This window comes from Pseudomonas lactucae (genome assembly GCF_036688725.1).
Taxonomy (GTDB): Bacteria; Pseudomonadota; Gammaproteobacteria; order Pseudomonadales; family Pseudomonadaceae; genus Aquipseudomonas; species Aquipseudomonas lactucae.
Window position 1 is genome coordinate 136,129 of sequence record NZ_JAQQPT010000007.1, and the last position, 25,190, is coordinate 161,318.

General features: G+C 61.3%; 20 protein-coding genes. 10 read left to right on the plus strand and 10 right to left on the minus strand.

All coding sequences use genetic code 11. The features are described 5' to 3' along the window. The first annotated feature begins 27 nt into the window (after positions 1–27). From topA to V6M90_RS10090, 3 genes are all read left to right on the plus strand, one after another. Positions 28–2,649 (plus strand): type I DNA topoisomerase, encoded by a 2,622-nt coding sequence (gene topA / locus V6M90_RS10080; protein ID WP_141064525.1) that lies wholly within the window; start codon positions 28–30, stop codon positions 2,647–2,649. A 270-nt stretch (positions 2,650–2,919) separates the two neighbouring features. Then, a complete protein-coding gene (locus V6M90_RS10085) occupies positions 2,920–3,441 on the plus strand; it encodes a DUF6586 family protein (RefSeq protein WP_332846413.1) in 522 nt (173 codons plus the stop codon). A gap of 118 nt (positions 3,442–3,559) precedes the next feature. Continuing rightward, positions 3,560–3,793 carry a hypothetical protein gene (locus V6M90_RS10090; RefSeq protein ID WP_141064587.1) on the plus strand — a complete coding sequence of 78 codons (234 nt, stop codon included), beginning with the start codon at positions 3,560–3,562 and terminating at the stop codon, positions 3,791–3,793. Between the two features lie 335 nt (positions 3,794–4,128). Here the strand turns inward: V6M90_RS10090 and sulA are convergent, their stop codons facing one another. Together sulA and lexA are read right to left on the minus strand one after the other, a co-directional pair. Beyond that, positions 4,129–4,602, minus strand: coding sequence for an SOS-induced cell division inhibitor SulA (sulA, locus tag V6M90_RS10095; RefSeq protein WP_141064527.1), 474 nt, complete (start codon positions 4,600–4,602; stop codon positions 4,129–4,131). 10 nt (positions 4,603–4,612) lie between these two features. Then, positions 4,613–5,221 carry a transcriptional repressor LexA gene (lexA, locus tag V6M90_RS10100; protein WP_003172575.1) on the minus strand — a complete coding sequence of 203 codons (609 nt, stop codon included), beginning with the start codon at positions 5,219–5,221 and terminating at the stop codon, positions 4,613–4,615. A gap of 263 nt (positions 5,222–5,484) precedes the next feature. On the opposite strand from lexA, the gene psrA reads away from it, so the two are divergent. Next, entirely contained in the window at positions 5,485–6,192 is a 708-nt protein-coding gene (gene psrA, locus V6M90_RS10105) for a transcriptional regulator PsrA (RefSeq protein WP_003172576.1), read from the plus strand. Positions 6,193–6,336: 144 nt separating this feature from the next. Beyond that, positions 6,337–7,347, plus strand: a complete 1,011-nt coding sequence (nagZ, locus tag V6M90_RS10110) for a beta-N-acetylhexosaminidase (protein ID WP_141064528.1) — start codon at positions 6,337–6,339, stop codon at positions 7,345–7,347. 115 nt (positions 7,348–7,462) lie between these two features. Here the strand turns inward: nagZ and V6M90_RS10115 are convergent, their stop codons facing one another. The 3 genes from V6M90_RS10115 to mfd are packed head-to-tail and all read right to left on the minus strand — an operon-like array spanning position 7,463 to position 14,190. Then, a complete protein-coding gene (locus tag V6M90_RS10115) occupies positions 7,463–10,153 on the minus strand; it encodes a DEAD/DEAH box helicase (protein ID WP_332846414.1) in 2,691 nt (896 codons plus the stop codon). Between the two features lie 9 nt (positions 10,154–10,162). Then, a complete protein-coding gene (locus tag V6M90_RS10120) occupies positions 10,163–10,729 on the minus strand; it encodes a CsiV family protein (RefSeq protein ID WP_003172579.1) in 567 nt (188 codons plus the stop codon). Between the two features lie 11 nt (positions 10,730–10,740). After that, the gene (gene mfd / locus V6M90_RS10125) at positions 10,741–14,190 is read right to left on the minus strand and encodes a transcription-repair coupling factor (RefSeq protein WP_003172580.1); all 3,450 of its coding nucleotides are present in this window, start codon (positions 14,188–14,190) and stop codon (positions 10,741–10,743) included. Between the two features lie 340 nt (positions 14,191–14,530). Here mfd and V6M90_RS10130 point away from each other — a divergent pair, with 340 nt between their 5' ends. Continuing rightward, on the plus strand, positions 14,531–15,994 hold the full coding sequence (locus tag V6M90_RS10130; RefSeq protein WP_332846415.1) for a glyceraldehyde-3-phosphate dehydrogenase: 1,464 nt from the start codon (positions 14,531–14,533) through the stop codon (positions 15,992–15,994). Positions 15,995–16,099: 105 nt separating this feature from the next. On the opposite strand, the gene V6M90_RS10135 is transcribed toward V6M90_RS10130, so the two are convergent. Further along, positions 16,100–16,633, minus strand: coding sequence for a chalcone isomerase family protein (locus tag V6M90_RS10135; RefSeq protein ID WP_003172583.1), 534 nt, complete (start codon positions 16,631–16,633; stop codon positions 16,100–16,102). A 214-nt stretch (positions 16,634–16,847) separates the two neighbouring features. Here V6M90_RS10135 and sthA point away from each other — a divergent pair, with 214 nt between their 5' ends. After that, positions 16,848–18,242: a Si-specific NAD(P)(+) transhydrogenase gene (gene sthA / locus V6M90_RS10140; protein WP_003172584.1), complete on the plus strand. Its 1,395-nt coding sequence runs from the start codon at positions 16,848–16,850 to the stop codon at positions 18,240–18,242. Between the two features lie 42 nt (positions 18,243–18,284). Here sthA and V6M90_RS10145 read toward each other — a convergent pair whose 3' ends face one another. Next, positions 18,285–19,007, minus strand: coding sequence for a glycerophosphodiester phosphodiesterase (locus V6M90_RS10145; protein ID WP_003172585.1), 723 nt, complete (start codon positions 19,005–19,007; stop codon positions 18,285–18,287). 44 nt (positions 19,008–19,051) lie between these two features. Beyond that, positions 19,052–19,636 carry a PilZ domain-containing protein gene (locus V6M90_RS10150; RefSeq protein WP_003172586.1) on the minus strand — a complete coding sequence of 195 codons (585 nt, stop codon included), beginning with the start codon at positions 19,634–19,636 and terminating at the stop codon, positions 19,052–19,054. Between the two features lie 94 nt (positions 19,637–19,730). On the opposite strand from V6M90_RS10150, the gene V6M90_RS10155 reads away from it, so the two are divergent. Genes V6M90_RS10155 through V6M90_RS10165 form a run of 3 tightly spaced genes read left to right on the plus strand, consistent with a single transcriptional unit; the run spans position 19,731 to position 22,975 of the window. Beyond that, positions 19,731–20,981, plus strand: a complete 1,251-nt coding sequence (locus V6M90_RS10155; RefSeq protein WP_003172587.1) for a lipoprotein-releasing ABC transporter permease subunit — start codon at positions 19,731–19,733, stop codon at positions 20,979–20,981. A gap of 7 nt (positions 20,982–20,988) precedes the next feature. Continuing rightward, positions 20,989–21,672: a lipoprotein-releasing ABC transporter ATP-binding protein LolD gene (gene lolD / locus V6M90_RS10160; RefSeq protein ID WP_165448107.1), complete on the plus strand. Its 684-nt coding sequence runs from the start codon at positions 20,989–20,991 to the stop codon at positions 21,670–21,672. Positions 21,673–21,730: 58 nt separating this feature from the next. Then, positions 21,731–22,975, plus strand: coding sequence for a lipoprotein-releasing ABC transporter permease subunit (locus V6M90_RS10165; RefSeq protein WP_003172589.1), 1,245 nt, complete (start codon positions 21,731–21,733; stop codon positions 22,973–22,975). Between the two features lie 55 nt (positions 22,976–23,030). Here V6M90_RS10165 and V6M90_RS10170 read toward each other — a convergent pair whose 3' ends face one another. After that, positions 23,031–24,386, minus strand: a complete 1,356-nt coding sequence (locus tag V6M90_RS10170) for a heavy metal sensor histidine kinase (RefSeq protein ID WP_141064530.1) — start codon at positions 24,384–24,386, stop codon at positions 23,031–23,033. Next, positions 24,383–25,063, minus strand: a complete 681-nt coding sequence (locus V6M90_RS10175; RefSeq protein WP_003172591.1) for a heavy metal response regulator transcription factor — start codon at positions 25,061–25,063, stop codon at positions 24,383–24,385. The genes V6M90_RS10170 and V6M90_RS10175 overlap by 4 nt, the downstream gene beginning before the upstream one ends. Positions 25,064–25,190 lie beyond the last annotated feature (127 nt).

Genomic DNA, 25,190 nt, shown 5'->3' on the forward strand with positions numbered 1-25,190 from the left:
TTCTCGAATTCAGGAATTTTCCGATCCATGGGCAAATCGCTGGTCATTGTGGAATCCCCGGCTAAGGCCAAGACCATCAACAAGTACTTGGGTAACGAGTACGTGGTGAAGTCGAGTATCGGCCATATCCGAGACCTGCCCACCAGCGGTTCGGCTAGCGCCAGCAAGGAGCCAGCCGCCAAGCGCGGCAAGGCGGCTGCGGGTGAAGGTCCGGTGCTCACGCCTAAAGAGAAAGCGCGCAAGCAGCTCGTCTCGCGCATGGGCGTAGACCCGGACCATGGCTGGAAGGCCAAGTACGAAATCCTTCCGGGCAAGGAAAAGGTCATCGAAGAGCTGCGCCGGCTCGCCAAGGATGCCGACACCATCTATCTCGCAACGGACTTGGACCGCGAAGGGGAAGCCATTGCCTGGCACCTGCGCGAAGCCATCGGCGGCGACGACAGCCGCTACAAGCGCGTGGTGTTCAACGAAATCACCAAGAAAGCCATCCAGGAAGCCTTCTCCAAGCCGGGCGAGCTGGACATCGACCGCGTCAACGCCCAGCAGGCCCGGCGTTTCCTCGACCGCGTGGTGGGCTACATGGTTTCGCCGCTGCTGTGGGCGAAGATCGCCCGTGGCCTGTCCGCCGGCCGTGTGCAATCGGTAGCGGTCAAGCTGGTGGTGGAGCGTGAGCGCGAGATCCGTGCGTTCAACCCAGAAGAATATTGGGAAGTCCACGCCGACCTCGGCACCGCCAAGGGCGCCAACGTGCGCTTTGAAGTGGCTCGCGAGAAAGGCGAGGCCTTCAAGCCGCTGAACGAAGCCCAGGCCATGGCCGCGCTGGAGAAGCTCAAGGCCTCCAGCTACAGCATCGTCAAGCGCGAAGACAAACCGACCAGCAGCAAACCGTCGGCGCCGTTCATCACCTCCACCCTGCAGCAGGCCGCGAGCAACCGCCTGGGCTTTGGTGTGAAGAAAACCATGATGATGGCCCAACGTCTGTACGAAGCCGGTTACATCACCTATATGCGTACCGACTCCACCAACCTGTCGTTGGACGCGGTGGCGATGGCGCGTACTTATATCGAGAGCGAATTCGGCAAGAAGTACCTGCCGGAGAAGCCGAACGTCTACAGCAGCAAGGAAGGCGCACAAGAGGCTCACGAAGCGATTCGTCCTTCCGACGCCAACACCACGCCCGCCAAGCTGAGCGGCATGGAGCGTGACGCTGAGCGCCTCTACGAGCTGATCTGGCGCCAGTTCCTGGCTTGCCAGATGCTGCCGGCGCAATACCTGTCCACCACCGTGAGCGTGGGCGCCGGTGATTTCGAGCTGCGCGCCAAGGGCCGTATCCTCAAGTTCGACGGCTACACCCGTGTGATGCCGCAGATCGCCAAGCCAGGCGACGACGACGTGCTGCCGGACATGGCCCAGGGCGACACGTTGAAGCTGATCAAGCTCGACCCGTCGCAGCACTTCACCAAGCCGCCGGCGCGTTATTCGGAAGCCAGCCTGGTCAAGGAGATGGAAAAACGCGGTATCGGTCGTCCTTCGACCTACGCAGCGATCATCTCGACCATCCAGGACCGTGGCTACGTGGCGCTGCACAACCGTCGTTTCTATTCGGAAAAGATGGGCGACATCGTTACCGAGCGCCTGTCCGAGAGCTTCTCCAACCTGATGGACTACGGCTTCACCGCCGGCATGGAAGAGAACCTCGATGACGTGGCCCAGGGCGAGCGCGACTGGAAAAACGTGCTCGACGAGTTCTACGGCGACTTCAAGAAGAAACTCGAAGTGGCCGAAAGCCCTGAGAGCGGTATGCGTGCCAACCAGCCGGTGATGACGGATATCCCGTGCCTGACCTGCGGCCGGCCGATGCAGATTCGTACCGCGTCCACTGGTGTGTTCCTGGGGTGCTCGGGCTACAGCCTGCCACCCAAAGAGCGCTGCAAGGCCACCGTCAACCTGGTGCCGGGTGATGAAATCGCTGCCGATGACGAAGGTGAGTCCGAGTCGCTGGTCCTGCGTGGCAAGCACCGCTGCCCGATCTGCAGCACGGCGATGGACGCCTACCTGCTGGATGAAAAGCACAAGTTGCATATCTGCGGTAATAACCCGGATTGCAATGGTTACGAGATCGAAGAGGGGACTTACCGCATCAAGGGCTACGAAGGTCCGAGCCTGGAGTGCGACAAGTGTGGCAGCGAGATGCAGCTCAAGACCGGCCGTTTCGGCAAGTTCTTCGGCTGCACCAACCCGACCTGCAAGAACACCCGCAAACTGCTCAAAAGCGGCGACGCGGCGCCACCGAAGATGGACCCGGTGAAGATGCCTGAGCTCAAGTGCGAGAAGGTCAACGACACCTACATCCTGCGTGACGGTGCTTCGGGGTTGTTCCTGGCCGCCAGCCAGTTCCCGAAAAACCGCGAGACCCGTGCACCGCTGGTGCTGGAGATCGTGCCGCACAAGGACGAGATCGATCCGAAGTACCACTTCCTGTGTGAAGCGCCGAAGAAGGACCCGGATGGTCGCCCAGCCGTGATCCGCTACAGCCGCAAGACCAAGGAGCAGTACGTGCAGACCGAAGTGGACGGCAAGCCTACCGGCTGGAAAGCGTTCTACGACGGCGGCAAGTGGAAGGTCGAAGACAAGCGCCAGGGCGCTTGATCCGCCGGATACGCTGACCTGACGCTTGAATGTGAGAGGGGGGCTTGCTCCCGATAGAGGTGCATCAGTCGACATGTGTATGACTGATGCACCTCTATCGGGAGCAAGTCGAATCGTCGCACCGCCCCTCCCACATTTGGATCTGTTTGCTTCTGAAAGTAGAGTGTTGACCCGCATAAGCAGCCGTTCATGGTACTTGCAGTGCGCTCGGCTGATCCGTGACACTGTTCAGCCAGCATCCTGCCTATTCGTTGTGGAGATTTTGCCGTTATGGCCAACGAACTCTATACCCGTACCAATCAGAAAATTTACTTTGCGGGTTTGTCCCTGGAAGCCCTCGGCCGGGCCGAGGATGGGAAGGAGATGAATGCTATTGCGCTGGTCCAGGCAGGACGTGAAGCGGCGTTGTTCCACTTGTACGGCGCTTTGCTGGGCCTGTGCCATGAGATCGCCGGGTTCTACCGTCTGCCACAGGCCGGTTCGCCGCGTGCGGAAATGATCATGAACAGCGAAGTGCTGGCGTCCATGGCCATCCCCGAACTGGCTGAACTGGTGGAAATGGCTCAGAGCCCCGACAGCTGGGTGGCGCGTTTGCTCAAGGCCCATGCTGATATGTTCCAGCCACCAAGGGTTCCCCATGTGCCCAAGGGCGACGTGACCCAACCGCTGATCGTGGCGGTGACGTTGGAGCAGGAAGAGCCCAAGCCCCTGAGTCGGGAGGAGTTGGAAGGCTGGCGGCAAGAGCTGAAGAAGATGGCACTGCGCTTTCGTGAAGGTCTTAACGAGTGTTAATAGCGGCTCGGACTCAAAAAGCACCGTTCATCAAGCTGTAAAGAAACCTGTTCAGATCCTCAGCGAGGCTGGGTGTATGACTGATATAATCCCGGCCTTTCGTGGAGAACAGACTTTTATGCCGACGTCCTTTCTGGAAATTGTTGAACTGCCTGACGGTCGAATCGAGCTGCGCCGGGCCGAGGACGAAGGTTCTCTGGTTATCCTGGATTTTTCCGAAGACGCAAAAGTGTTTTTGCAGGGCCAGCACGTTGAAGTGGCAAAAGCCATGTTGAGCGTGGGTGTGCAGATGGCCGGACGGCTGGCGGAAGGCGAGCCGGATAAAGAAGACGGGCCGCGGGTTCTGCACTGAGTCGTGTGAGGAATGAGCTTACTGCTGAGCCTGGTTTTCTGTACTGAACCTGGCCTCAGATGAACTGACTTCTGTGGACACTGGCTCGTTTTGGTGAATTGGATTGCTGTGGTGAACTGGCTTATTGTGGTGAGCGGGCTTGCCCCGCGCTGGGCTGCGAAGCGGCCCCAAACCAGGCACCGTGGACTACCTGATATATCGCGTTCATCTTTTGGTTAGGGCCGCTACGCGCCCCAGCGCGGGGCAAGCCCGCTCACCACAACAAGCCTGCTCATCGCACAAGCCCCCTCATCACAGGCTGCCCTTCATCGCAGGGCTGGTCGTTAGTGCATCAATTATCCCAATCGAATATTCAAGCTCTGCGCATCGCCCAAACGTGCAGCACTGATCAACTGCTGCTTGGCCGTCGCATTCAGCGGATTCAACCAGCTCACCACTGTATGGCTACGCCCCAGGCGCAATGCTTCACAGGTCAACTGCTGGGCGCTTTGTGCGCCGCGTGGTTGCAGCAGCAGGATGCGCTCACGGTTGAGGCCGGCGTCCCTCAGCCAGGCCTGGGTGAGGCTGGCTGGCGGGGCGATCAACGTCAGCCACCGTGCATCCTGCTCCTCGCTCAACTCACGCAGGATGGGCGCCAGCAGGCTCAGGCAGCTTCCGGCAGCACCGCGCAACGACAGCTCACTGAACGCCTCAAGCTCGGCGCCCCAGGGCGCTTCGACCGTCTCCTTGAGGATAGGCGCAAGAGGTTGGGCCATAAAGGCTTCGAACAGCGACAGTTGTGTGTGTTGTGGGGTGTGCACGATCTGCATGATGCCTCCTTTAGCGGCGAATAACGCCGACACTCAAGCCTTCGATCACCAGGTCCTGATCTTTCAGGTTCACTTCAATCGGGGCGAACTCAGGGTTCTCGGCCAGGAGCCAGACCTTGCTGCCTTCGCGCTTGAAGCGCTTGACGGTGACTTCATCGCCGATACGGGCGACGACGATTTGACCATTCCGGGCTTCACGGGTGGTGTGAACGGCCAGCAAGTCACCATCAAAGATGCCCACGTCTTTCATGCTCATGCCATGGACCCGCAATAGGTAATCGGCGCGCGGATGGAAGAAGGTCGGGTTGATGTTGCAGGATTCCTCGACGTGCTGCTGCGCCAGGATCGGCGCACCGGCTGCAACGCGGCCGATGATCGGCAGGGTCGATTCGTCGGCCTTGGCTTCGAAGCCAGGGATGCGAATGCCGCGCGAAGCGCCAGGGGTCATCTCGATCGCGCCTTTGCGAGCGAGGGCCTTGAGGTGCTCTTCGGCGGCGTTGGGGGACTTGAACCCCAACTCCAGCGCAATCTCGGCTCGCGTCGGCGGATAGCCGTTGTCATCGAGGCAGCGCTTGATAAAAGCCAGAATCTCAGCTTGGCGTGGCGTCAGTTTTAGCATGTTGATCGCTCTGTCTTTTTATACAGTGACTGGGATTATATACAGTGAACTGCGCTTGGCAATCATCCTTTTTCGGGACTCCGCTGGACGGTCGTTCTTTATCCGTCCTACAAGGTAGAGATAGCGCTGCCTACAGAGCTGGAAGGATGTGATTAAATAGCGCTGAAATAGATGACTGCCCAGCCGCAAAGCGAACCTGCAGACTTGACAAGACACACCCTGAAACGTATGTTTCAAACAAGTGTTTGTCAGGCGGAGTAGCCATGGCCCAGTCGGAAACCGTTGAACGCATTCTCGATGCTGCCGAGCAATTGTTCGCGGAAAAAGGATTCGCCGAAACTTCATTGCGGCTGATCACCAGCAAGGCCGGGGTCAACCTTGCCGCGGTGAACTACCATTTCGGCTCGAAAAAAGCCCTGATCCAGGCGGTGTTCTCGCGCTTTCTCGGGCCGTTCTGCGCCAGTCTCGATCGTGAGCTGGAGCGTCGCCAGGCCAAGGCCGACCACAAGCCCAGCCTGGAAGAACTGCTCGAAATCCTCGTTGAGCAAGCCTTGGTCGTCCAGCCACGCAGCGGTAATGACTTGTCGATCTTCATGCGCCTGTTGGGCCTGGCGTTCAGCCAGAGCCAGGGCCACCTGCGCCGCTACCTGGAAGACATGTACGGCAAGGTATTTCGCCGCTATATGTTGCTGGTCAACGAAGCCGCCCCACGTATTCCGCCGATCGAGCTGTTCTGGCGCGTGCACTTCATGCTCGGTGCGGCGGCGTTCAGCATGTCCGGTATCAAGGCGTTACGTGCGATTGCCGAAACCGATTTCGGCGTCAACACCTCCATTGAGCAGGTCATGCGCCTGATGGTGCCGTTCCTCGCCGCCGGCATGCGCGCCGAAACCGGCGTGACGGACCCGACGATGGCGGCTGCGCAGTTGCGTCCACGCAGCAAAACCGTGCCGGTTCCCGCCAAGGTTTGACCGCTGCGGGTGTGCGCGGCCGCTTGCATCCGCTAAGCTAGCCGCCATGCCGATTTCAGCTATTTACCCGCAACCCATTGTGCTTGCCGTGCTTGCCGCGCGACGTCAGCGCACTGGGTTGTGGGCGTTATTTAAGGAAGGTTTATGACTGCTGCCCTGCAAGGTTCTTTGATGGTCGACATCGCCGGTACCTGGCTGACGGCCGAGGATCGCCACCTCTTGCGCCAGCCTGAAGTGGGTGGCCTGATCATTTTTGCGCGCAATATCGAGCACCCGCGCCAAGTACGGGAACTGAGCGCGGCGATTCGCGCGGTGCGCCCGGACTTGCTGCTGGCGGTCGATCAGGAAGGCGGCCGCGTGCAGCGCCTGCGCCAGGGCTTTGTGCGCCTGCCGGCCATGCGCGCGTTGGCGGATAACCCCAATGCCGAATACCTGGCCGAACAATGCGGCTGGATCATGGCCACCGAAGTGCTGGCCGTCGGCCTGGACCTGAGCTTTGCCCCGGTGCTGGACCTGGACTATCAGCGCAGCGCCGTGGTCGGCACCCGATCCTTCGAAGGCGACCCCGAGCGCGCCGCCGTGCTCGCCGGTGCATTTATCCGTGGCATGAACAGCGCCGGCATGGCCGCTACCGGCAAGCACTTCCCCGGTCACGGTTGGGCCGAGGCTGATTCCCACGTCGCCATTCCCAATGACGAGCGCAGCCTGGAACAGATTCGCGCCAACGACCTGGTGCCTTTCGCACGCCTGAGCAAGCAACTGGCGGCGGTGATGCCGGCGCACGTCATTTATCCGCACGTCGATAACCAGCCCGCCGGCTTCTCGCGCCGCTGGCTGCAGGACATCCTGCGCGGTGAGCTGCAGTTTGATGGGGTGATTTTCAGCGATGACCTGTCCATGGCCGGTGCCCATGTGGTCGGCGACGCGGCCAGCCGGATTGAAGCGGCGCTGACTGCCGGTTGCGACATGGGCCTGGTGTGCAACGATCGTGCAGCGGCCGAGTTGGCGCTGAGTGCGGCGCAGCGCATGAAGGTCACACCGTCTGCTCGTATTGCGCGGATGCGCGGGCAAGCGATTGCTTCGACGCAGTACAAACAGGATCCGCGTTGGCTGGCAGCGCTTGCCGCGTTGCGGGCTGCTCAGTTAATTGACTGAAGACTGAGTCGCGCTCATCGGGGGCGAGTTCCCTCCCATATTTGTATGTATTCGCCATCAAAGTGGGGGAGGAGCGGTGCGGCGATTCGACTCGTCCCCGATGGCGATCCGACCGTCATCGCTTCTCTTGCTTGTTGGGCAGCGGCGCAAACAACGCCTCGATCTCCTCGTTGCCCAATTGCCAATCCCCGGTGGTACGCCCATCCAGCACACCCGCCGCCAGGTCGGATTTTTCTTTCTGCAGGTGCTGGATTTTCTCTTCCACTGTGCCCCGCGCAATCATTTTGTAAACGAACACCGGCTTCTCTTGCCCGATGCGATACGCACGGTCGGTGGCCTGATTTTCCGTGGCGGGGTTCCACCACGGGTCGTAGTGGATCACGGTGTCGGCTTCGGTCAGGTTCAGGCCGACGCCGCCTGCCTTCAGGCTGATCAGAAAAATCTGCAGTTTGCCACTTTGAAAATCCTTCACCGGCGTGCGCCGATCACGGGTCTGGCCAGTGAGTAACGCGTAGGCAATCCCGCGTTTTTTCAGTTCGGCTTCGATCAGGCTCAGCATCGAAGTGAACTGCGAAAACAACAGAATCCGCCGGCCTTCGGCAAACAACTCGTCGAGCATCTCCAGCAGGCTGTCGAGCTTGCCCGAGCTGCTGCCCCGGGCGGGCGGGGTGGCGTCGTTGACCAGGCGCAAATCACAGCAGACCTGGCGCAGTTTGAGCAGCGCTTCAAGGATGATGATCTGGCTGCGCGCCACGCCCTTGCGGGTGATCTCGTCGCGGACCTTTTTATCCATGGCCAGGCGCATGGTTTCGTATACGTCACGCTGTGCTTCGTTGAGGTCGACCCAGTGGATGATCTCGGTCTTGGGCGGCAATTCCGTGGCCACCTGTTCCTTGGTGCGGCGCAGCAGGAAGGGTTTGATCCGACCGTTGAGGTGCTGCAATCGCACGTCACTGGCGCGTTTTTCGATGGGCACGCGGTAGTCGCGGTTGAAGCTTTTCACGTCGCCCAGCCAGCCCGGCAGCAGGAAGTGGAACAACGACCACAGCTCGCCCAGATGGTTTTCCAGTGGCGTACCGCTCAGGCACAGGCGTTGCCGCGCGTTCAGCTCGCGTGCCGCCTGGGCCGCCTTGCTGGACGGGTTCTTGATGTACTGGGCTTCATCGAGGATCAGCACATGCAAGGGCAGGGTGGCGAGGTGGTCGATGTCCTTGGGCAGCAGGGCGTAGGTGGTCAGCAGCAGGTCGTAGTCCCGCAGGTTGGCAAAATGTTTCTTACGCCCGGCACCGTACAGTGCCAACACGTTGAGCTGTGGGGTGAAGTGCGCCGCCTCGTCGAGCCAGTTGGGAATCAGGCTGGTGGGCATGACCACCATGCACGGCCGGTCCAGGCGCCCGGCGATCTTTTCGCTGAGGATATGCGCCAAGGTCTGCAGGGTTTTGCCCAGCCCCATGTCATCCGCAAGAATTCCGCCCACATCCAGTTGGCTCAGCGACTGCATCCAGCTCAAGCCTTCCAGTTGGTAAGGGCGCAAGGTGGCGTTCAAGCCTTCGGGCGCCACGCAGGTGAAGTCCTTGATATCGCGCAGGCGCTGGGCAAAGTTGCGGATCTTCTCGCCGCCTTCCCATTGCAGCGGCAGGTCTTCCAGCGGGTTGAGGCGAATGGCGTCGGCCTTGGCCAGGCGCAGCGTGGTGGTGCCGGCCTCTTGCAGGTAAAACTCACCGAGGGTTGCCAGCACTGGTTTCAGGCGGCCGTAGGGTAGCGCCACTTGCAGCGGGCCGTGACCGTTGGGCAAGCCGGGGATGTTGACCAGGATCAGCTCGTCATCGCGGCGCCGCGCGACTTTTTCCGGGTTGAGGATCTCGGTGTGGGAGCGCATCAGGTTGAGCAGGATCGGCAACAGACTCAGTCGCTCACCGTTGACGATGATCCCCAGTTCCAGGTCAAACCAGTCACGCTCAGGCCCTTCATCAACGGTGGCGTACCAGTCGTCGACCGGGCTCAGGTCGAAGCCGAAGTCCTCATCGATCTGCAACTCCCACCCCTCGCTACGCAAGGTGGGCGATGCGTTGAGGGTGAAGTTCAGCCAGGCGCTGTCATTGACCATCTCGAACAGCTCGCCGGCGCTTTCCGGCAAGGCCTTGCTCTGGCGCGTGGCGATCTTGAAGCCCAGCAGGCGCAGTTGTTCGCGGTAGGGCTGCTCCAGCTCGGGATGGCGCTTGATGCGAAGGCTCCGGGTTTCCTCGCGCACAATAATGTCGGCGTTCTTCTGGCCGCTGACATAGTTGCCCCGATAATTGAACGACAGCGCCGCACGGTGCTGGATATAGCGCTGCATCTTGCCATTGCGCGGTTCGAACGCACTGAATTCAACGCTGGCCAGCCACAGGCGCGGGATCGGCAGCGCATCCTCTATCACCACCTGCGGCAGCACTACACGGTTATCCAGCACGGCCTGGAGTTTTTCCAGCAGTTCGGCATCCTGCGCCGCTGCTGGATAGGCCAGGGTTTCCTGGACCTTGAGCAGCACGGCCGCGATGTGTTTGCAGTTGGTGTGCACCGGGCAGGTGCAGCGGCTGTCCACCAGGATCAACAGGCCCTTGGCGGATTCGCGCAGGGAGATGGTTTGCCGATAGACGTTGCCGCCCGAGCCTTCGCAACTGGCGATGATGGTGCTGTCGCCGGATTCGACGATACGCACGCGGTTCTCCAGGGCATAACGTCGCCCGCGCTCCAGGCTCTGCTCTTTGAAGCGATTGGCCCACGAAGGGGCCAGGGGTTTGGTCAGCGACGGCGTCAGGGGCATGGCGCTGGATCAGTCCTGGATGTCGGGCGGTGGTGCGCTCGGTGGCTTGGCGGTCAGCGAGGTGATCTTGATCAGCAGCGCCAGGTGGCCACCATCCAGGTAATTGAGCTGGTTGTTCTTGGTGCGTACGTCGGTCTGGTTCAGGTGTTCGCTGGCGATCACGCTGGCGTTGCTGTCGAATTGATTGACCCAGAACTGCGCGTCGATGTCGGTAAAGCGCCCCAGTTGCAGGTTCAATGTGCCCTCGACAGGGAACTGGCCGAACTGCTCCTGGCCGTCGGTGATCGCGATTTTGACCGGCTGCTCGCCCAGGTTCTGCTCCCAGGCCTTGTGCGCCAGCACGGTGTAGCTGTTATCGGCATTGAGCTTGTCGACGATGTTGTTCAGGCGCGGCGGGCTCATTTTATCGCCCAGGCGCACCGCCCCTTCGTCCCAGTTTTCCGGCGCAGCGCGGCTGTTGATCACAGGCTCCGCGTTCTGGCGTACCAGGATCATTTCTACCAGGTACGGGCTGTCGGCAAAGGCCGAAGGCGCCACGACCACCAACAACAAGCTCAGCATGCGGAACAGGCGCATTGAGGCGTCCTTCAAACAGTTTTCGGAATGAGGCGCTCAAACAGCGCCTCCAGGGTATTGAAGCGTTCTTCGGCACGTTCCATCGGCACCATGAACTTGAACAGCGTAGCCCCTTCGAACTTGTAACGGTTGGGCTGGCCCTGGATCAGCTTGATCAGCACCAACGGGTCCACCGGCGTCTGCGCTTCGAACTCGATGCGCCCGCCCTGCGGCCCGGCGTCGACTTTCTTGATGCCAAGCTGCTCGGCCTGCAGTTTGAGCAGGGTCAGGCGCACCAGGTTCTTGGTCGGTTCCGGCAGCAGGCCGAAGCGGTCGATCATCTCCACTTGCAGGTCCTTGAGGCCGTCTTCATCGGTGGCCGAGGCGATGCGCTTGTACAGGATCAGCCTTGCGTGCACATCCGGCAGGTAGTCCTCGGGAATCAACGCCGGCAGACGCAGGTTGATTTCCGGACCTCCGCCCAGCGGCTGGTCGAGGTTCGGCTGTTCGCCCTTGCGGATCGCTTTCACGGCGCGCTCAAGCATTTCCATATAAAGCGTGAAGCCCACGGCCTGGATCTGCCCGCTCTGGCCGTCGCCCAGCAGTTCGCCGGCGCCACGGATTTCCAGGTCGTTGGTGGCCAGCACAAAACCGGCGCCCAGGTCCTGGGTGTTGGCGATGGCTTCCAGACGCTTCTCGGCATCCGAGGTGATCTGTTGGCGCGGCGGCGTGAGCAGGTAGGCATACGCCTGGTGGTGACTGCGCCCGACGCGGCCGCGCAGCTGATGCAGTTGCGCCAGGCCGAACTTGTCGGCGCGCTCGATGATGATGGTGTTGGCGCTCGGCACGTCGATGCCGGTCTCGATGATGGTCGAGGCGATCAGCACGTTGAAGCGCTTGTGGTAGAAGTCGCTCATCACCTGTTCGAGTTCGCGTTCGCGCATCTGTCCATGGCCGATGGCGATGCGCGCTTCCGGTACCAGTTCGGCGAGGTCGGCGGCGCATTTCTCGATAGTCTTCACGTCGTTGTGCAGGTAGTACACCTGGCCGCCACGCAGCAGTTCGCGCAGCAGGGCTTCTTTCACCGTGCTTTTGTTCTGTTCCATGACGAAGGTGCGCACCGACAGGCGTCGCGCCGGCGGCGTGGCGATGATCGACAGGTCGCGCATGCCCGACACCGCCATGTTCAGGGTGCGTGGGATCGGCGTCGCCGTGAGCGTGAGAATGTCGACTTCGCTGCGCAGGGCCTTGAGCTGTTCTTTCTGGCGCACACCAAAGCGGTGCTCTTCGTCGATGATCACCAGGCCCAGGTTCTTGATCTTTACATCGTCCGACAGCAGCTTGTGCGTACCGATCACGATGTCGATCTTGCCTTCGGCCAGGTCAGCGACGGCGGCGTTCACTTCCTTGGCCGACTTGAAGCGGCTCATCACTTCCACGGTCACCGGCCAGTCGGCAAAGCGGTCGCGGAAGCTGTTGTAGTGTTGCTGGGCGAGCAGGGTGGTCGGTACCAGGATCGCCACCTGGCGGCCGCCGTGTACCGCGATGAAGGCGGCGCGCATGGCCACTTCGGTCTTGCCGAAACCCACGTCGCCGCAGACCAGGCGGTCCATCGGCTTGGGCGCGAGCATGTCGGCGCGCACCGCTTCGATGGTGGTTTGCTGGTCCGGGGTTTCTTCGAAGGCGAAGCCGGCGCTGAACGTGGCGTAGTCGGCTTTCGGGTCGGCGAACGCGTAGCCTTCGCGGGCGGCGCGGCGCGCATAAATGTCGAGCAGCTCGGCGGCGACATCGCGCACCTGCTCGGCGGCTTTGCGCTTGGCTTTCTGCCAGGTCTCCGAGCCCAGGCGATGCAACGGCGCCAGGGCGTCGTCGCTGCCGGTGTAGCGAGCGATCAGGTGCAGGTTGGCCACCGGCACGTAGAGTTTGGCGCCCTCGGCGTATTCCATGGTGAGGAATTCGGCCGCCTGGTTATCGATCTCCAGGGTCTGCAGGCCGAGGTAGCGACCGACACCGTGGTCGATATGCACCACCGGCGCGCCTTCGCGCAGCTCGGTCAGGTTCTTGATCACTGCGTCGTTGTTGGCGTCGGCGCGTTTTTCACGGCGACGACGCTGCATCACGCGCTGGCCGAACAGCGGGCTCTCGGCGATCAGCGCCAGGGCCGGGTCATCCAGCAACAGGCCTTCATCCAGCGGCGCAATGGTGATCGCCAGGCGGTCCTTGCTCGCGACAAAATCCGGCCAGCTGTCGACCGTTTTCGGGCGTAGCTTCAGGCGTTCCAGCAACTCCAGCAGCACTTCGCGGCGCCCGGCAGATTCGGCGGTGAACAGCACACGGCCCGGGAAGTCGCCGAGGAAGTTCGACAGCGCTTCCAGCGGCTGGTTGGCCTTGGCTTCAATGGCCAGGTTGGGCAGCGCCTGCGCCGGGAAACGTTCGCGGCCACCGCCGGCGTCCACGTCCTGTTGGCTGGCGACCACACGTGGCCAGTTTTTCAGGCGCGCAAAGCAGTCTTCCACCGGCAGGAACAGTTCGGCGGGCGGCAATAGAGGGCGGGAGGGGTCGACGCGGCGCTCTTCGTAGCGGTTGCGCACATCGTTCCAGAAGTTTTCCGCCGCCTGTTCGATGCCCGGCAGCGAGAACACCTGGGTGTCCTGGGGCAGGTAATCGAACAGGGTCGAGGTTTCGTCGAAGAACAGCGGCAGGTAGTACTCGATACCGGCCGGCGTAATCCCGCTGCTCAAGTCCTGGAAGATCGGGCAACGGCGGAAGTCCACGTCGAAGCGTTCCCGGAAGCGCGCCTTGAAGCGGGTGACCGCGTCTTTTTGCAACGGGAATTCCCGCGCCGGCAGTAGCTTGATTGACTCGACCTTGTCGATGGAACGCTGGTTTTCCGGATCGAAGGTGCGCAGCGTCTCGATCTCGTCATCGAACAGGTCGATGCGGTACGGCAACTTGCTGCCCATCGGGAACAGGTCGATCAGCGCACCGCGTACCGCGAACTCACCGTGCTCGTACACCGTGTCGACACACCGGTAACCGCTGGCTTCCAGGCGCGTGCGCATCTGGTCCACGTCAAGCTTCTGGCCGACATCCAGCACCAGGCTGCTGCCGAGCAGGAACTTGGTCGGCGCCAGGCGATGCAGCGCCGTGGTGATCGGAACCACCAGCACGCCGTGGGCCAGTTCCGGCAGGCGGTACAGGCTGGCGATGCGCTGGGAAATGATGTCCTGATGCGGCGAGAACAGGTCGTAGGGCAGGGTTTCCCAGTCGGGAAAATGCAGCACCGGCAAATCGGGGGCGAAGAAGCTCAGCTCCTGCTCCAACCGTTCGGCACTTTGGCTGTCGGCGGTGAGCAGCAGGGTAAAGCGCTTGGCTGCGCTGGCAGCCTCGGCGATGGCCAGGCTCAGGGCGGCACCGGGCAGGTTGCCCCAGTGCTGTTTACCTGCCGCGGCAGGGAGTAGCGGTAGACGCAGAACGGGCACGGAAGGTTGAGCTCCAAGCGTTGCGACAAAGTCGGCAATTGTAACGGCCCGAGGTGCCCCCTGTCAGTTGCTGACTGTGTGGAATGCGGTTTGTAGGAAATGTAGTGGTTAAGACAAACAATGCAGGGTTTTGACTCAATATGTAGTGCCAAAGGCCGCGGTTGTTTCGGAGGGTTACGGACAAGTCGGCAGGGTTGTTCCACTAGTGGCCTTCTGGAACCCGCGTATTTCCTGGCCTGTAGAGCGGTGGTATTTTTTTGCAAGGGCTTTTTGTTGCCCGTCGCGCATTGCTCAACCGGCACTCGGGCGACATAATGTAGCCCCTTTTTTCAGCCCCTACATGTGGAAGGTTCCCGTGACTCAGAAGCCCGACCAGTGTCTTGGTGAATGGATCGACCGTGAAGCACTCGCAGAAGCGATGATCCCGCTTATCGGTCAGCTGTACCGCAATAACAATGTGGTGAGCTCGATCTATGGCCGCAGCCTGATCAACCAGTCTGTCATCGCGATTCTCAAAGCCCACCGCTTTGCGCGCCATCGCTCCGCCGACGACAGCGAACTCTCCGTCCACGAAACATTCCCACTGCTCAAGGCCATGAGCGAGCTCAAGCTCGGCGCGGCCTCGGTAGACCTGGGCAAGTTGGCCTATAAATTCCGCAAGGAAGGTGCCGGCCGCAGCGCCGAGCAGTTCGTGCGTGAAGAAATGGCCGACGTGGTTGGCCAGCAAAACGCCGCGGCCCGCAAAGGCACCGACGTGGTGCTGTACGGCTTCGGCCGTATCGGCCGCCTGCTGGCGCGCATCCTGATCGAAAAAACCGGTGGCGGCGACGGCCTGCGCCTGCGGGCCATCGTGGTGCGCAAAGGCGCCGAGAATGACCTGACCAAGCGCGCCAGCCTGTTGCGTCGCGACTCGGTGCACGGCTCGTTCAATGGCACCATCACCATCGACGAAGAAAACAACACCATTACCGCCAACGGTAACCTGATCCAGGTGATCTACGCCAAGAGCCCGTCCGAGGTGGATTACACCCAGTACGGCATCAAGAACGCCCTGCTGGTGGACAACACCGGCGTATGGCGTGATGCCGAGGGCCTGGGCCAGCACTTGGCCTGCCCGGGTATCGACCGCGTTGTGCTGACCGCGCCTGGCAAGGGCAAGCTGAAGAACATCGTGCACGGTATCAACCACGGTGAAATCACGGCTGACGACAAGATCGTGTCCGCCGCTTCCTGCACCACCAACGCCATCGTGCCGGTGCTCAAGGCTGTGAACGACAAGTTCGGCATCGTCAACGGCCACGTCGAAACCGTTCACTCGTACACCAACGACCAGAACCTGATCGACAACTTCCACAAGGGCGATCGCCGTGGTCGTAGCGCCGCGTTGAACATGGTCATCACCGAGACCGGTGCGGCCACCGCTGCTGCCAAGGCCCTGCCTGAACTGGCCGGCAAGCTGACCGGTAACGCGATCCGCGTACCGACGCCGAACGTGTCGATGGCGATTCTCAACCTGAACCTTGAGAAAGCCGCGACCCGTGAAGAGATGAACGAGTACCTGCGCTACATGGCGCTGCACTCCGACCTGCACAAGCAGATCGACTTCGTCAATTCGCAGGAAGTGGTGTCCACCGACTTCGTCGGCTCGCGCCACGCCGGTGTGGTGGACGCGGAAGCGACCATTACCCAGGACAACCGTGTCGTGCTGTACGTGTGGTACGACAACGAGTTCGGCTACAGCTGCCAGGTGGTTCGTGTGATGGAAGACATGGCTGGGGTTAACCCGCCGGCGTTTCCGCGCTAAGCCTGAGTGTTGAATGAAAAGCCCCGACTGGTTCGGGGCTTTTTTATGGCTGTGGGTTTTGGGCTGCCTGTGAGGGCCCCCGATAGCGGTCGTTCAGCCGACGCATCAATTGAGCAACTGCCCGCGCAAACTGTCCGACAACCCCTTCGGCGCCAGCCAGATACCCATATAGGCTTTCGCCAATTCAGTATCTCGACTGCTGAACACCACCTGGCCATTGATCTCCAGGTTCAAACCGCGCCCCGGCCGAAAATCCAGGGCGTAGCGATCGCCGCTGCGGATATTGCGAAAGCGTGCATGCAGTTGATCCAGTTCAGGCTTCAAACGAGCACTGGCTTGCTGGCGCTCCAACGTCGCCGTGGCGGCCTTGATCACATCCTTGCGGTCGATGTCGCGAAAGTAATACAGCACCAAACGCAGATCCTGTTGTTGTGCCCAGGCCTGTCTGGCGCTTACATCCGCAGAGGCATACAACCCGGCGGCGTAGACATCCGCCCAGAGGTAGTTGAGCACCGCCTGGTTTTTCCGGGCCAGGCCCTCGAACTGTGCGGGGAAATCAGCCTGCTTGAGTCGGTCGGCGTCATTGGCATGGGCGGCGATCGACATCATCAGCATTAAACACACAAAGAGTTGTCGCATAATGGCTCATCCTGAAATCGGCGCTGATTTGCGTCATGTAGTATGGCAATACTGGCCTACGACGCGACCAAGGGTTAATGTGCGCGGCGTTGAGCCTTATATAGACTGTGCCCCGGTTCACACACTTGAGCCAAATTGTCCTTCATGCCCGCTGGCCGCGGCATGATTTAGCCAGGCGTCCAACCGTACGCCTGGCCTGTTCTGAGGAGTACGCATGGCTGTCTACAACTACGACGTGGTGGTACTGGGTTCCGGCCCGGCTGGAGAAGGCGCGGCGATGAACGCCGCCAAAGCTGGGCGCAAGGTCGCGATGGTCGATAGCCGTCGCCAGGTCGGCGGTAACTGCACCCACCTGGGTACCATCCCGTCCAAGGCCTTGCGTCACTCGGTGCGCCAGATCATGCAGTTCAACACCAACCCGATGTTCCGGGCCATTGGTGAGCCGCGCTGGTTCTCGTTTCCGGACGTATTGAAAAGCGCCGAAAAAGTCATCGCCAAGCAAGTCGCTTCGCGTACCGGCTACTACGCCCGTAACCGAGTCGACCTGTTCTTCGGCACCGGCAGCTTCGCCGACGAGCAAACCATTGAAGTGGTGTGCTCCAACGGTGTGGTCGAGAAACTGGTAGCCAAGCACATCATTATCGCCACCGGCTCGCGCCCTTATCGTCCGGCGGACATCGATTTCCACCACCCGCGTATCTACGATAGCGACACCATCCTGAGCCTGGGTCACACCCCGCGCAAACTGATCATCTACGGTGCCGGCGTGATCGGCTGTGAATACGCCTCGATCTTCAGCGGCCTGGGTGTACTGGTGGAACTGGTGGACAACCGCGACCAGTTGCTGAGCTTCCTCGACTCGGAAATCTCCCAGGCGTTGAGCTATCACTTCAGCAACAACAACATCACCGTGCGCCACAACGAAGAGTACGAGCGCGTCGAAGGCCTGGACAACGGGGTGATCCTGCACCTCAAATCCGGCAAGAAGATCAAGGCCGACGCCTTGCTGTGGTGCAATGGTCGTACCGGCAACACCGACAAGCTGGGCATGGAAAACATTGGGGTCAAGGTCAACAGCCGTGGCCAGATCGAGGTGGACGAGAACTACCGCACCTGCGTGCCGAACATTTACGGCGCCGGTGACGTGATCGGCTGGCCAAGCCTGGCCAGTGCCGCCCATGACCAGGGCCGCTCGGCGGCCGGCAGCATTGTCGACAATGGCAGCTGGCGCTATGTGAATGACGTGCCGACCGGGATCTACACGATTCCCGAGATCAGCTCGATCGGTAAGAACGAACACGAGCTGACCAAGGCCAAGGTGCCTTATGAAGTGGGCAAGGCGTTCTTCAAGAGCATGGCGCGTGCGCAGATCGCCGGCGAGCCGCAAGGCATGCTGAAGATCCTGTTCCACCGCGAGACCCTGGAAGTGCTCGGCGTGCATTGCTTCGGCTACCAGGCGTCGGAGATCGTGCACATTGGCCAGGCGATCATGAACCAGCCGGGTGAGCAAAATACCCTCAAGTATTTTGTGAACACCACGTTCAACTACCCGACCATGGCCGAAGCCTATCGGGTAGCGGCCTACGACGGCCTCAACCGGCTTTTTTGAGCGGCTCCGGCCGGTGGCCTGAGCCGGCCGGGGAGACCGATTTCAGTAATTCCCAAGGGTGGCAGTGGCCAAACCGGGAAAGTCTGTAATCAGGCTATCTACGCCGAAGTCGGCGAGCCTGCGCATCAGTGCAGGTTCGTTGACCGTCCACACGGATACATGCAAACCCTGGCGCTGGGCTTTTTCCAGACGCTCGGGGGTGCATAACGTCCAGTTCAATGCCAGGTATTCACAGCCGTAGTTCTGCGCGACCTTCAGCGGGTCAAGCCAGGCATATTCGGCCACCAGTCCGCGTGACAGGTCGGGTGTGAGTTCAACCGCCGCCTTCAGCACTTCCCGAGAGCTCGAGGTCACTGTGACCTTGTCCATCAGGCCGAACCGTACCGCCATCTCGCGAATCGCCAGCACAGTGGTCGCGGCGCGCGTGCGCGAGGCGCTTTTGACTTCCAGTTGCCAGTGATCGAAGTCGCACTTTTCAAACAGCTCCTCCAGGCGCGGGATCGGGCAGGGGCTCACCCAGCCTGGGCCGCCTTTACGCGCGTCCATCTTCACCAGGTCCGCCGCCGAATACTCGACGACCTTGCCACGCCGGTCTGCGGTGCGTTTGAGGGTGGGGTCATGGATGACCATCAGTTCGCCGTCCATGGACAGGTGCAAGTCCAGTTCGCAACGGCGTACGCCGTGCTTGAGGCATTCCTGAAAGCTGGTCAGGGTGTTTTCCGGTGCTTCGCCTTTGGCACCGCGATGGCCGTAAATCAGGGTCACAGTTGCTCCTTAATGCCAGCTCTTCTGGCCAGGTCAATACGAAATCAGGTGTCTTGGGCGTCGCTCTTTTCCCGCGCCAGGCGGCGTTCCTGCGCTTGTTTCTGCAGGATGTAGCGCGCCAGCAGTTGCCGTTGGGCATCGGTCATGGCTTCGAATTCGGTGCCTATGTCAAAAACGCTGCCCTTTGGATCGCAATGGGTCACCCGCGCGCGCAGCAGCAGGCCGAGTGCCTGGGGCATCAGCACCAGCTTGACCGCCAGATGGGTATCGGGGGCCAGCGGGGTAGGGTGCTGGAAGTCGATGCCACCCTCGGAAAGGATCACCGGCTGCGGCGCGCCCACTTCAGCCAGCAGGCCGCGGGCCATGACCTGGCTGAGCAGGTCAAGGCGCTTGTTCTGCACTTTGAGGAAGGCCGCCAGGCTGCGATCTTTCTCGCTGATCTGGCGCAGCAGGTGCTGGGCTTCGAATTCGCTCAGGTGCAGTTCGCTGAGCAGATTGAACAGCGGCGAATCATCCAGCAACACTTCCTTGCTCGCCGCTTCGGGGCCAGACAATGTGCTGATTTGGAGTGCGATCATGTCGTCGATACGGTAGTATTCGCGGCGCTCTTCTTCATCTAATGTCGACATGGCGAACCCCAGGTAACGGTAATGGTCTGAGTGTAAAGCTGCTTACCAGACCCCGCCACCGGGACGTCTTCTTTTCCTCCGAACAAGCCCCGACATGTTCAGACCTCTCTTCGTATTTATTGGCACGCGTTATACCCGTGCAAAGCGTCGCAATCATTTTGTGTCGTTCATTTCCTTGACCTCGATGATCGGTCTCGCCCTGGGCGTGGTCGTGATGATCGTGGTGCTGTCGGTGATGAACGGCTTCGATCATGAGATGCGCACGCGCGTGCTGGGCATGGTGCCCCACGCGACCATCGAGGGCGATGCGCCCATCAGCGACTGGCAAAGCCTGGCCGCCAAGGTCAAGCAGAACCCCAAAGTGCTGGCCGTCGCGCCGTTCACTCAGATGCAGGGGCTGCTGACCCACGACGGCAAGGTGCAGAAGATCCTGCTCAATGCCATCGATCCGGCCCAGGAGCGCAACGTCTCGATCATCGACAAGTTCATGTTGCAGGGCAAACTCGATGACCTGGCGCCCGGCAGCTTTGGCATCGTGATCGGCGACAAGGCGGCGGCCAAGCTCGGCGTGGGCCTGGGCGACAAGCTGACCTTCGTCGCTCCGGAGGTCACCGTGACCCCGGCCGGCATGTTCCCGCGCATGAAGCGGTTTACCGTGGTCGGCACCTTCCACGTCGGCGCCGGCGAGATCGACGGCTACCTCGGCCTGACCAACCTCACCGACCTGGCGCGCCTGCATCGCTGGCAGCCGGACCAGGTGCAGGGCCTGCGCCTGAAGTTCTCCGACCTGTTCGACGCCCCGCGCGGCGCCTGGGAAATCGCCCAGCAGCTGGGCGAAAGCCAGTATTACGCCCGCGACTGGACCCGTACCCACGGCAACCTGTACCAGGCCATCCGCATGGAAAAAGCCATGATCGGCCTGCTGTTGCTGCTGATCGTCGCCGTTGCCGCCTTCAACATCATCTCCACGCTGGTCATGGTGGTGAACGACAAGAAGGGCGATATCGCCATCCTGCGTACCCTCGGCGCCACGCCGGGGCAGATCATGGCGATTTTCATGGTGCAGGGCACCGTGATCGGCGTGGTCGGTACCCTGATCGGTACGGCGGTCGGTATTCTGGCCGCGCTGAACGTCAGCGCCGCCATTGCCTTGCTTGAAAAAGTGATCGGCCACAAGTTTCTCAACGCCGACGTCTACTTCATCGATTACTTGCCGTCCCAGGTTCAGGCCCAGGACGTGTTGATGGTGGGCGGCGCCGCGTTGGTCCTGAGTTTCCTTGCCACCCTGTATCCAGCCTGGCGCGCGGCACGTACCCAGCCAGCACAGGCCTTACGTTATGAGTGAATCGGGCATGAGTGAAAAAGCAATCCTGAGCTGCCGCAACCTGGGCAAATCCTACGAGGAAGGCCCGGAATCCGTGGTGGTGCTGTCCAATCTGCAGTTGGAGCTGCATCCGGGCGAGCGCGTGGCGATCGTCGGCAGTTCCGGGTCGGGCAAAAGTACCTTGTTGAACCTGCTGGGCGGCCTCGATACGCCGTCCCAGGGCAGCGTCTGGTTGGCCGGTGAAGAACTGTCCGCCCTGAATGAAAAGGCCCGTGGCCAGTTGCGCAACCGGTCGCTGGGCTTTGTGTACCAGTTCCACCACCTGCTGCCGGAATTCACCGCCCTGGAAAACGTGTGCATGCCGCTGCTGATCGGCAAGACCGCGATCCCGCAGGCCCGCCAACGCGCCAAGGCCCTGCTGGAGCGCGTCGGCCTGGGCCATCGCCTGGAGCACAAACCGGCTGAATTGTCCGGCGGCGAGCGCCAGCGTGTGGCGATTGCCCGAGCCTTGGTGAACAACCCAGGGCTGGTGATGCTCGACGAGCCGACCGGCAACCTCGACTCCCACACCGCCCAGGGCATCAAGGATTTGATGCTGGAACTGAGCACCCAGATGCGCACTGCGTTCCTGGTGGTGACCCATGACATGAGCATGGCCCGGCAGATGGACCGTGTGCTGCACCTGCAGGAAGGTCATCTGGTCGCCATCTGACCCGTTTCAAGCCCGGCGTCCGACGCCGGGTTTTCCATTTTTTCAACGGTGCCCGCGAATGTTCAGACCGTTATCGATTTTCATCGGCACGCGCTATACCCGCGCCAAGCGCCGCAACCGTTTTGTCTCGTTTATTTCGATGACCTCGATGATCGGCCTCGCCCTGGGCGTGCTGGCGATGATCGTGGTGCTGTCGGTGATGAACGGCTTCCAGCGCGAAATGAGCTCGCGCATCCTCGGCATGGTGCCCCACGCCACCATCGTCGGCGTGAACCCGATCGATGACTGGCAGCCGGTGGCCGCCGCAGCGATGAAAAACCCGCAAGTGACCGCCGCCGTTCCGTTCACCCAAATGGACGGCATGTTCTCCTACAAGGGCGCGATGCAGCCGATCGAGATCAGCGGCGTCGACCCGGCTCAGGAAGGCAAGGTGTCGATCGTTGCCCAGCATATCGTGCGGGGCAAGCTGGAGGATTTGAAACCCGGTGAGTTCGGCGTGGTGATCGGCGACATCACCGCCCGGCGTTTTCGCCTGAATGTGGGCGACAAAGTGACCCTGATCGTGCCGGAAATCAGCAGCGCACCGGGCGGCATCACTCCGCGCATGCAGCGGTTGAACGTGGTCGGGATCTTCAAGGTCGGCGCCGAGCTGGATGGCTCCATGGCGTTGATCCACATGGCTGACGCCGCAGAAATCCAGCATTGGCAGCCCAACCAGGTGCAGAGCGTGCGCCTGGCGGTCAAAGACCTGTACGCAGCGCCCAGCGTCTCGGCGGATATCGCCGGCAGCCTCGGCGCCGGCTATAAACCCGATGACTGGACCCACACCCAGGGCAGCCTGTTCAGCGCGATGAAAATGGAAAAGACCATGATCGGCCTGTTGCTGCTGATGATCGTCGCCGTTGCCGCGTTCAACATCATCGCCACCTTGATCATGGTGGTGAACGACAAGGGCGCGGACATCGCGATTTTGCGCACCATCGGCGCCACGCCACGGCAGATCATGGCGATCTTCATGGTGCAGGGTACCGTGATCGGCATCGTCGGCACCTTGATCGGTGGTGTGCTGGGGGTGATTGCGGCGTTGAACGTGAGCGAGTTGGTGGGCTGGGTCGAGCGAGTGACCGGGCAGCATATCTTCAGTTCGGATGTGTACTTTGTCAGCAACCTACCCTCGGAGCTGCAAGGCGGGGATGTGCTGCTGATTTGCACGGCCGGGTTTGTGTTGAGCTTTTTGGCGACGTTGTATCCGGCGTATCGGGCGGCGAAGATCGAGCCGGCGCATGCGCTGAGGTATTCGTAAGCCTTTAGACTGCTATCGGGGGCTTACCCCCCCGATAGGGCCGGTACTGCTTGCCTCAATCTCCAGCCGGCAACTCAATCACAAACCGCGTCACTCCCGCCCCAGATTCACAAAAAATCCTCCCCCCGTGCGCCCGCACAATCGACTGGGTAATCGCCAGCCCCAGCCCTGCATGCTCGCTGCTGCCTTCATGCCGCGCCGGGTCGGCCCGGTAGAACCGATCAAACAACCGGGGTAACAACTCCGTCGGAATGCCGTCTCCCGTGTTTTCCACCGTCAGCGTCACGCCCTTCATGCTTTGCATCATGCGTACGCGCACTTCGCCACCGGCGGGGGTAAACCTGAGCGCGTTATCCAGCAAGTTCGACAAGGCCCGACGCAGCATGCCGCGATCCCCGGCCGTGTGGGCGCTACCTTCGCGTACCAGCGAAACCTGTGCGTCTTCGGCCAGTAATGCAAAAAACTCCAGCAGCGCCTCTGCTTCATCCGCCAGCGCCAGGGGTTCACGCTTGGGCATCAACAATCCGTGGTCGGCCTTGGCCAGGTAGAGCATGTCATTGACCAGTTGCGCCATCCATTGCAGCTCTTCCAGATTGCTGTGCAGCGCCTCGCGGTAATCCTCCAGCGGGCGCGGCTGGGTGAGGATGACCTGGGTGTGAGTCAGCAGGTTCGACAGCGGGGTGCGCAGTTCATGGGCGATATCGGCGGAGAAGGCTGAAAGGCGCTGGAACGCATCGTCCAGTCGGCCGAGCATGGCGTTGAAGGCCTGGGCCAGTTCCGCCAGTTCCGTCGGCATCTGCTGCTGGGGCAGGCGCTGGGTCAGGGAATGGGCGGACACGCCGGCGGCCACTTCACCCATGCGCCGCAACGGGCGCAACCCGCTGCGTGCGGCCCAGGCACCCAACAGCGCGGTAGCCAGGGCGGACAGCCCGACGGTGAGCCAGATCAAATGCTGCATGCGTTGCAGAAAGTGCTGGTGGTGGGTGATGTCGAGCATCAGGCTCAGTTGCGGCGAGCCGGCTTGGCCTGCCATCAGCGGTGCGTTGTACACGCGGTAATCGGTGCCGGCCGTTTGCAGGCTATACAGGCCGGGCGCCGTCGGCAGGTTGACGCTCGGCGCATCGTCCAGCCAGCGTCGGCCGTCAGCGCTGATGCGTAGCCTGAGGTCGGGCTGGCGCGTGAGGTCGGCGCGCAATTGCGCTTCACGTTGAACGAAGGTATCCAGCGAGTCGACACCTTGCAAGGTGCTGCGCAGCGCCATGAGTTTGCTGTCGAGCTGTTGCTGGTCCAGCTCGATAAAATGCGCCTCACTGGCGTGGTTGAACAGCACGCCGGCGATCAGCGAGACCACGGCGGTGCAGGCGGCAAACAGCAGCGCCAGGCGGCTGGCGAGGGACAGGCGCTTGATCAAGACAGGCGCTCCTCAAGCACGTACCCCATGCCGCGTACGGTGTGGATCAGTTTGTTGGGGAAGTTGTCGTCGACTTTCAGGCGCAGGCGGCGGATCGCCACTTCGATGATATTGGTGTCGCTGTCGAAATTCATGTCCCACACTTGGGAGGCGATCAAGGTCTTGGGCAGCACTTCGCCCTGGCGGCGCAGCAGCAGCTCCAGCAACGCGAACTCCTTGGCCGTGAGGTCGATGCGCTGACCGTCGCGCTCGACACGGCGACGGATCAAGTCCAGGCGCAGGTCGGCCAGTTGCAGGGCGGTGTCCTGGGGCGTGCTGCTGCCACGGCGCAACAGACTGCGCACGCGGGCGAGCAGCTCGGAAAAGGCGAAGGGTTTGACCAGGTAATCGTCGGCGCCCAGCTCCAGGCCGTGCACACGGTCCTCCACCGCATCGCGGGCGGTGAGGAACAGCACCGGAATATCCAGGCCGGCGCTGCGCACCGCCTGCAGGATTTGCCAGCCATCGCGGCCGGGCAGCATCACGTCGAGGATCAGCAGGTCGTAATCACCGGTCAGCGCCAGGTGTTGGCCGCTGGTGCCGTCGGCGACCAATTCGGTGGTAAACCCCGCCTCGGCCAGGCCCTGGCGCAGGTAGTGGCCGGTTTTCGGTTGGTCTTCGACGATCAGCAGTTTCATGGGCAGCTCTTGGCAACGGGTGGCGACGGGCTTTATACCGCGGGTGCCAGGCCAAGGGCGCAACCTGACAAAGTTGTAATCTAGCAGTCAGTTGGCTGGCAGCGACGTCATCTTAAAGTGCTGCACA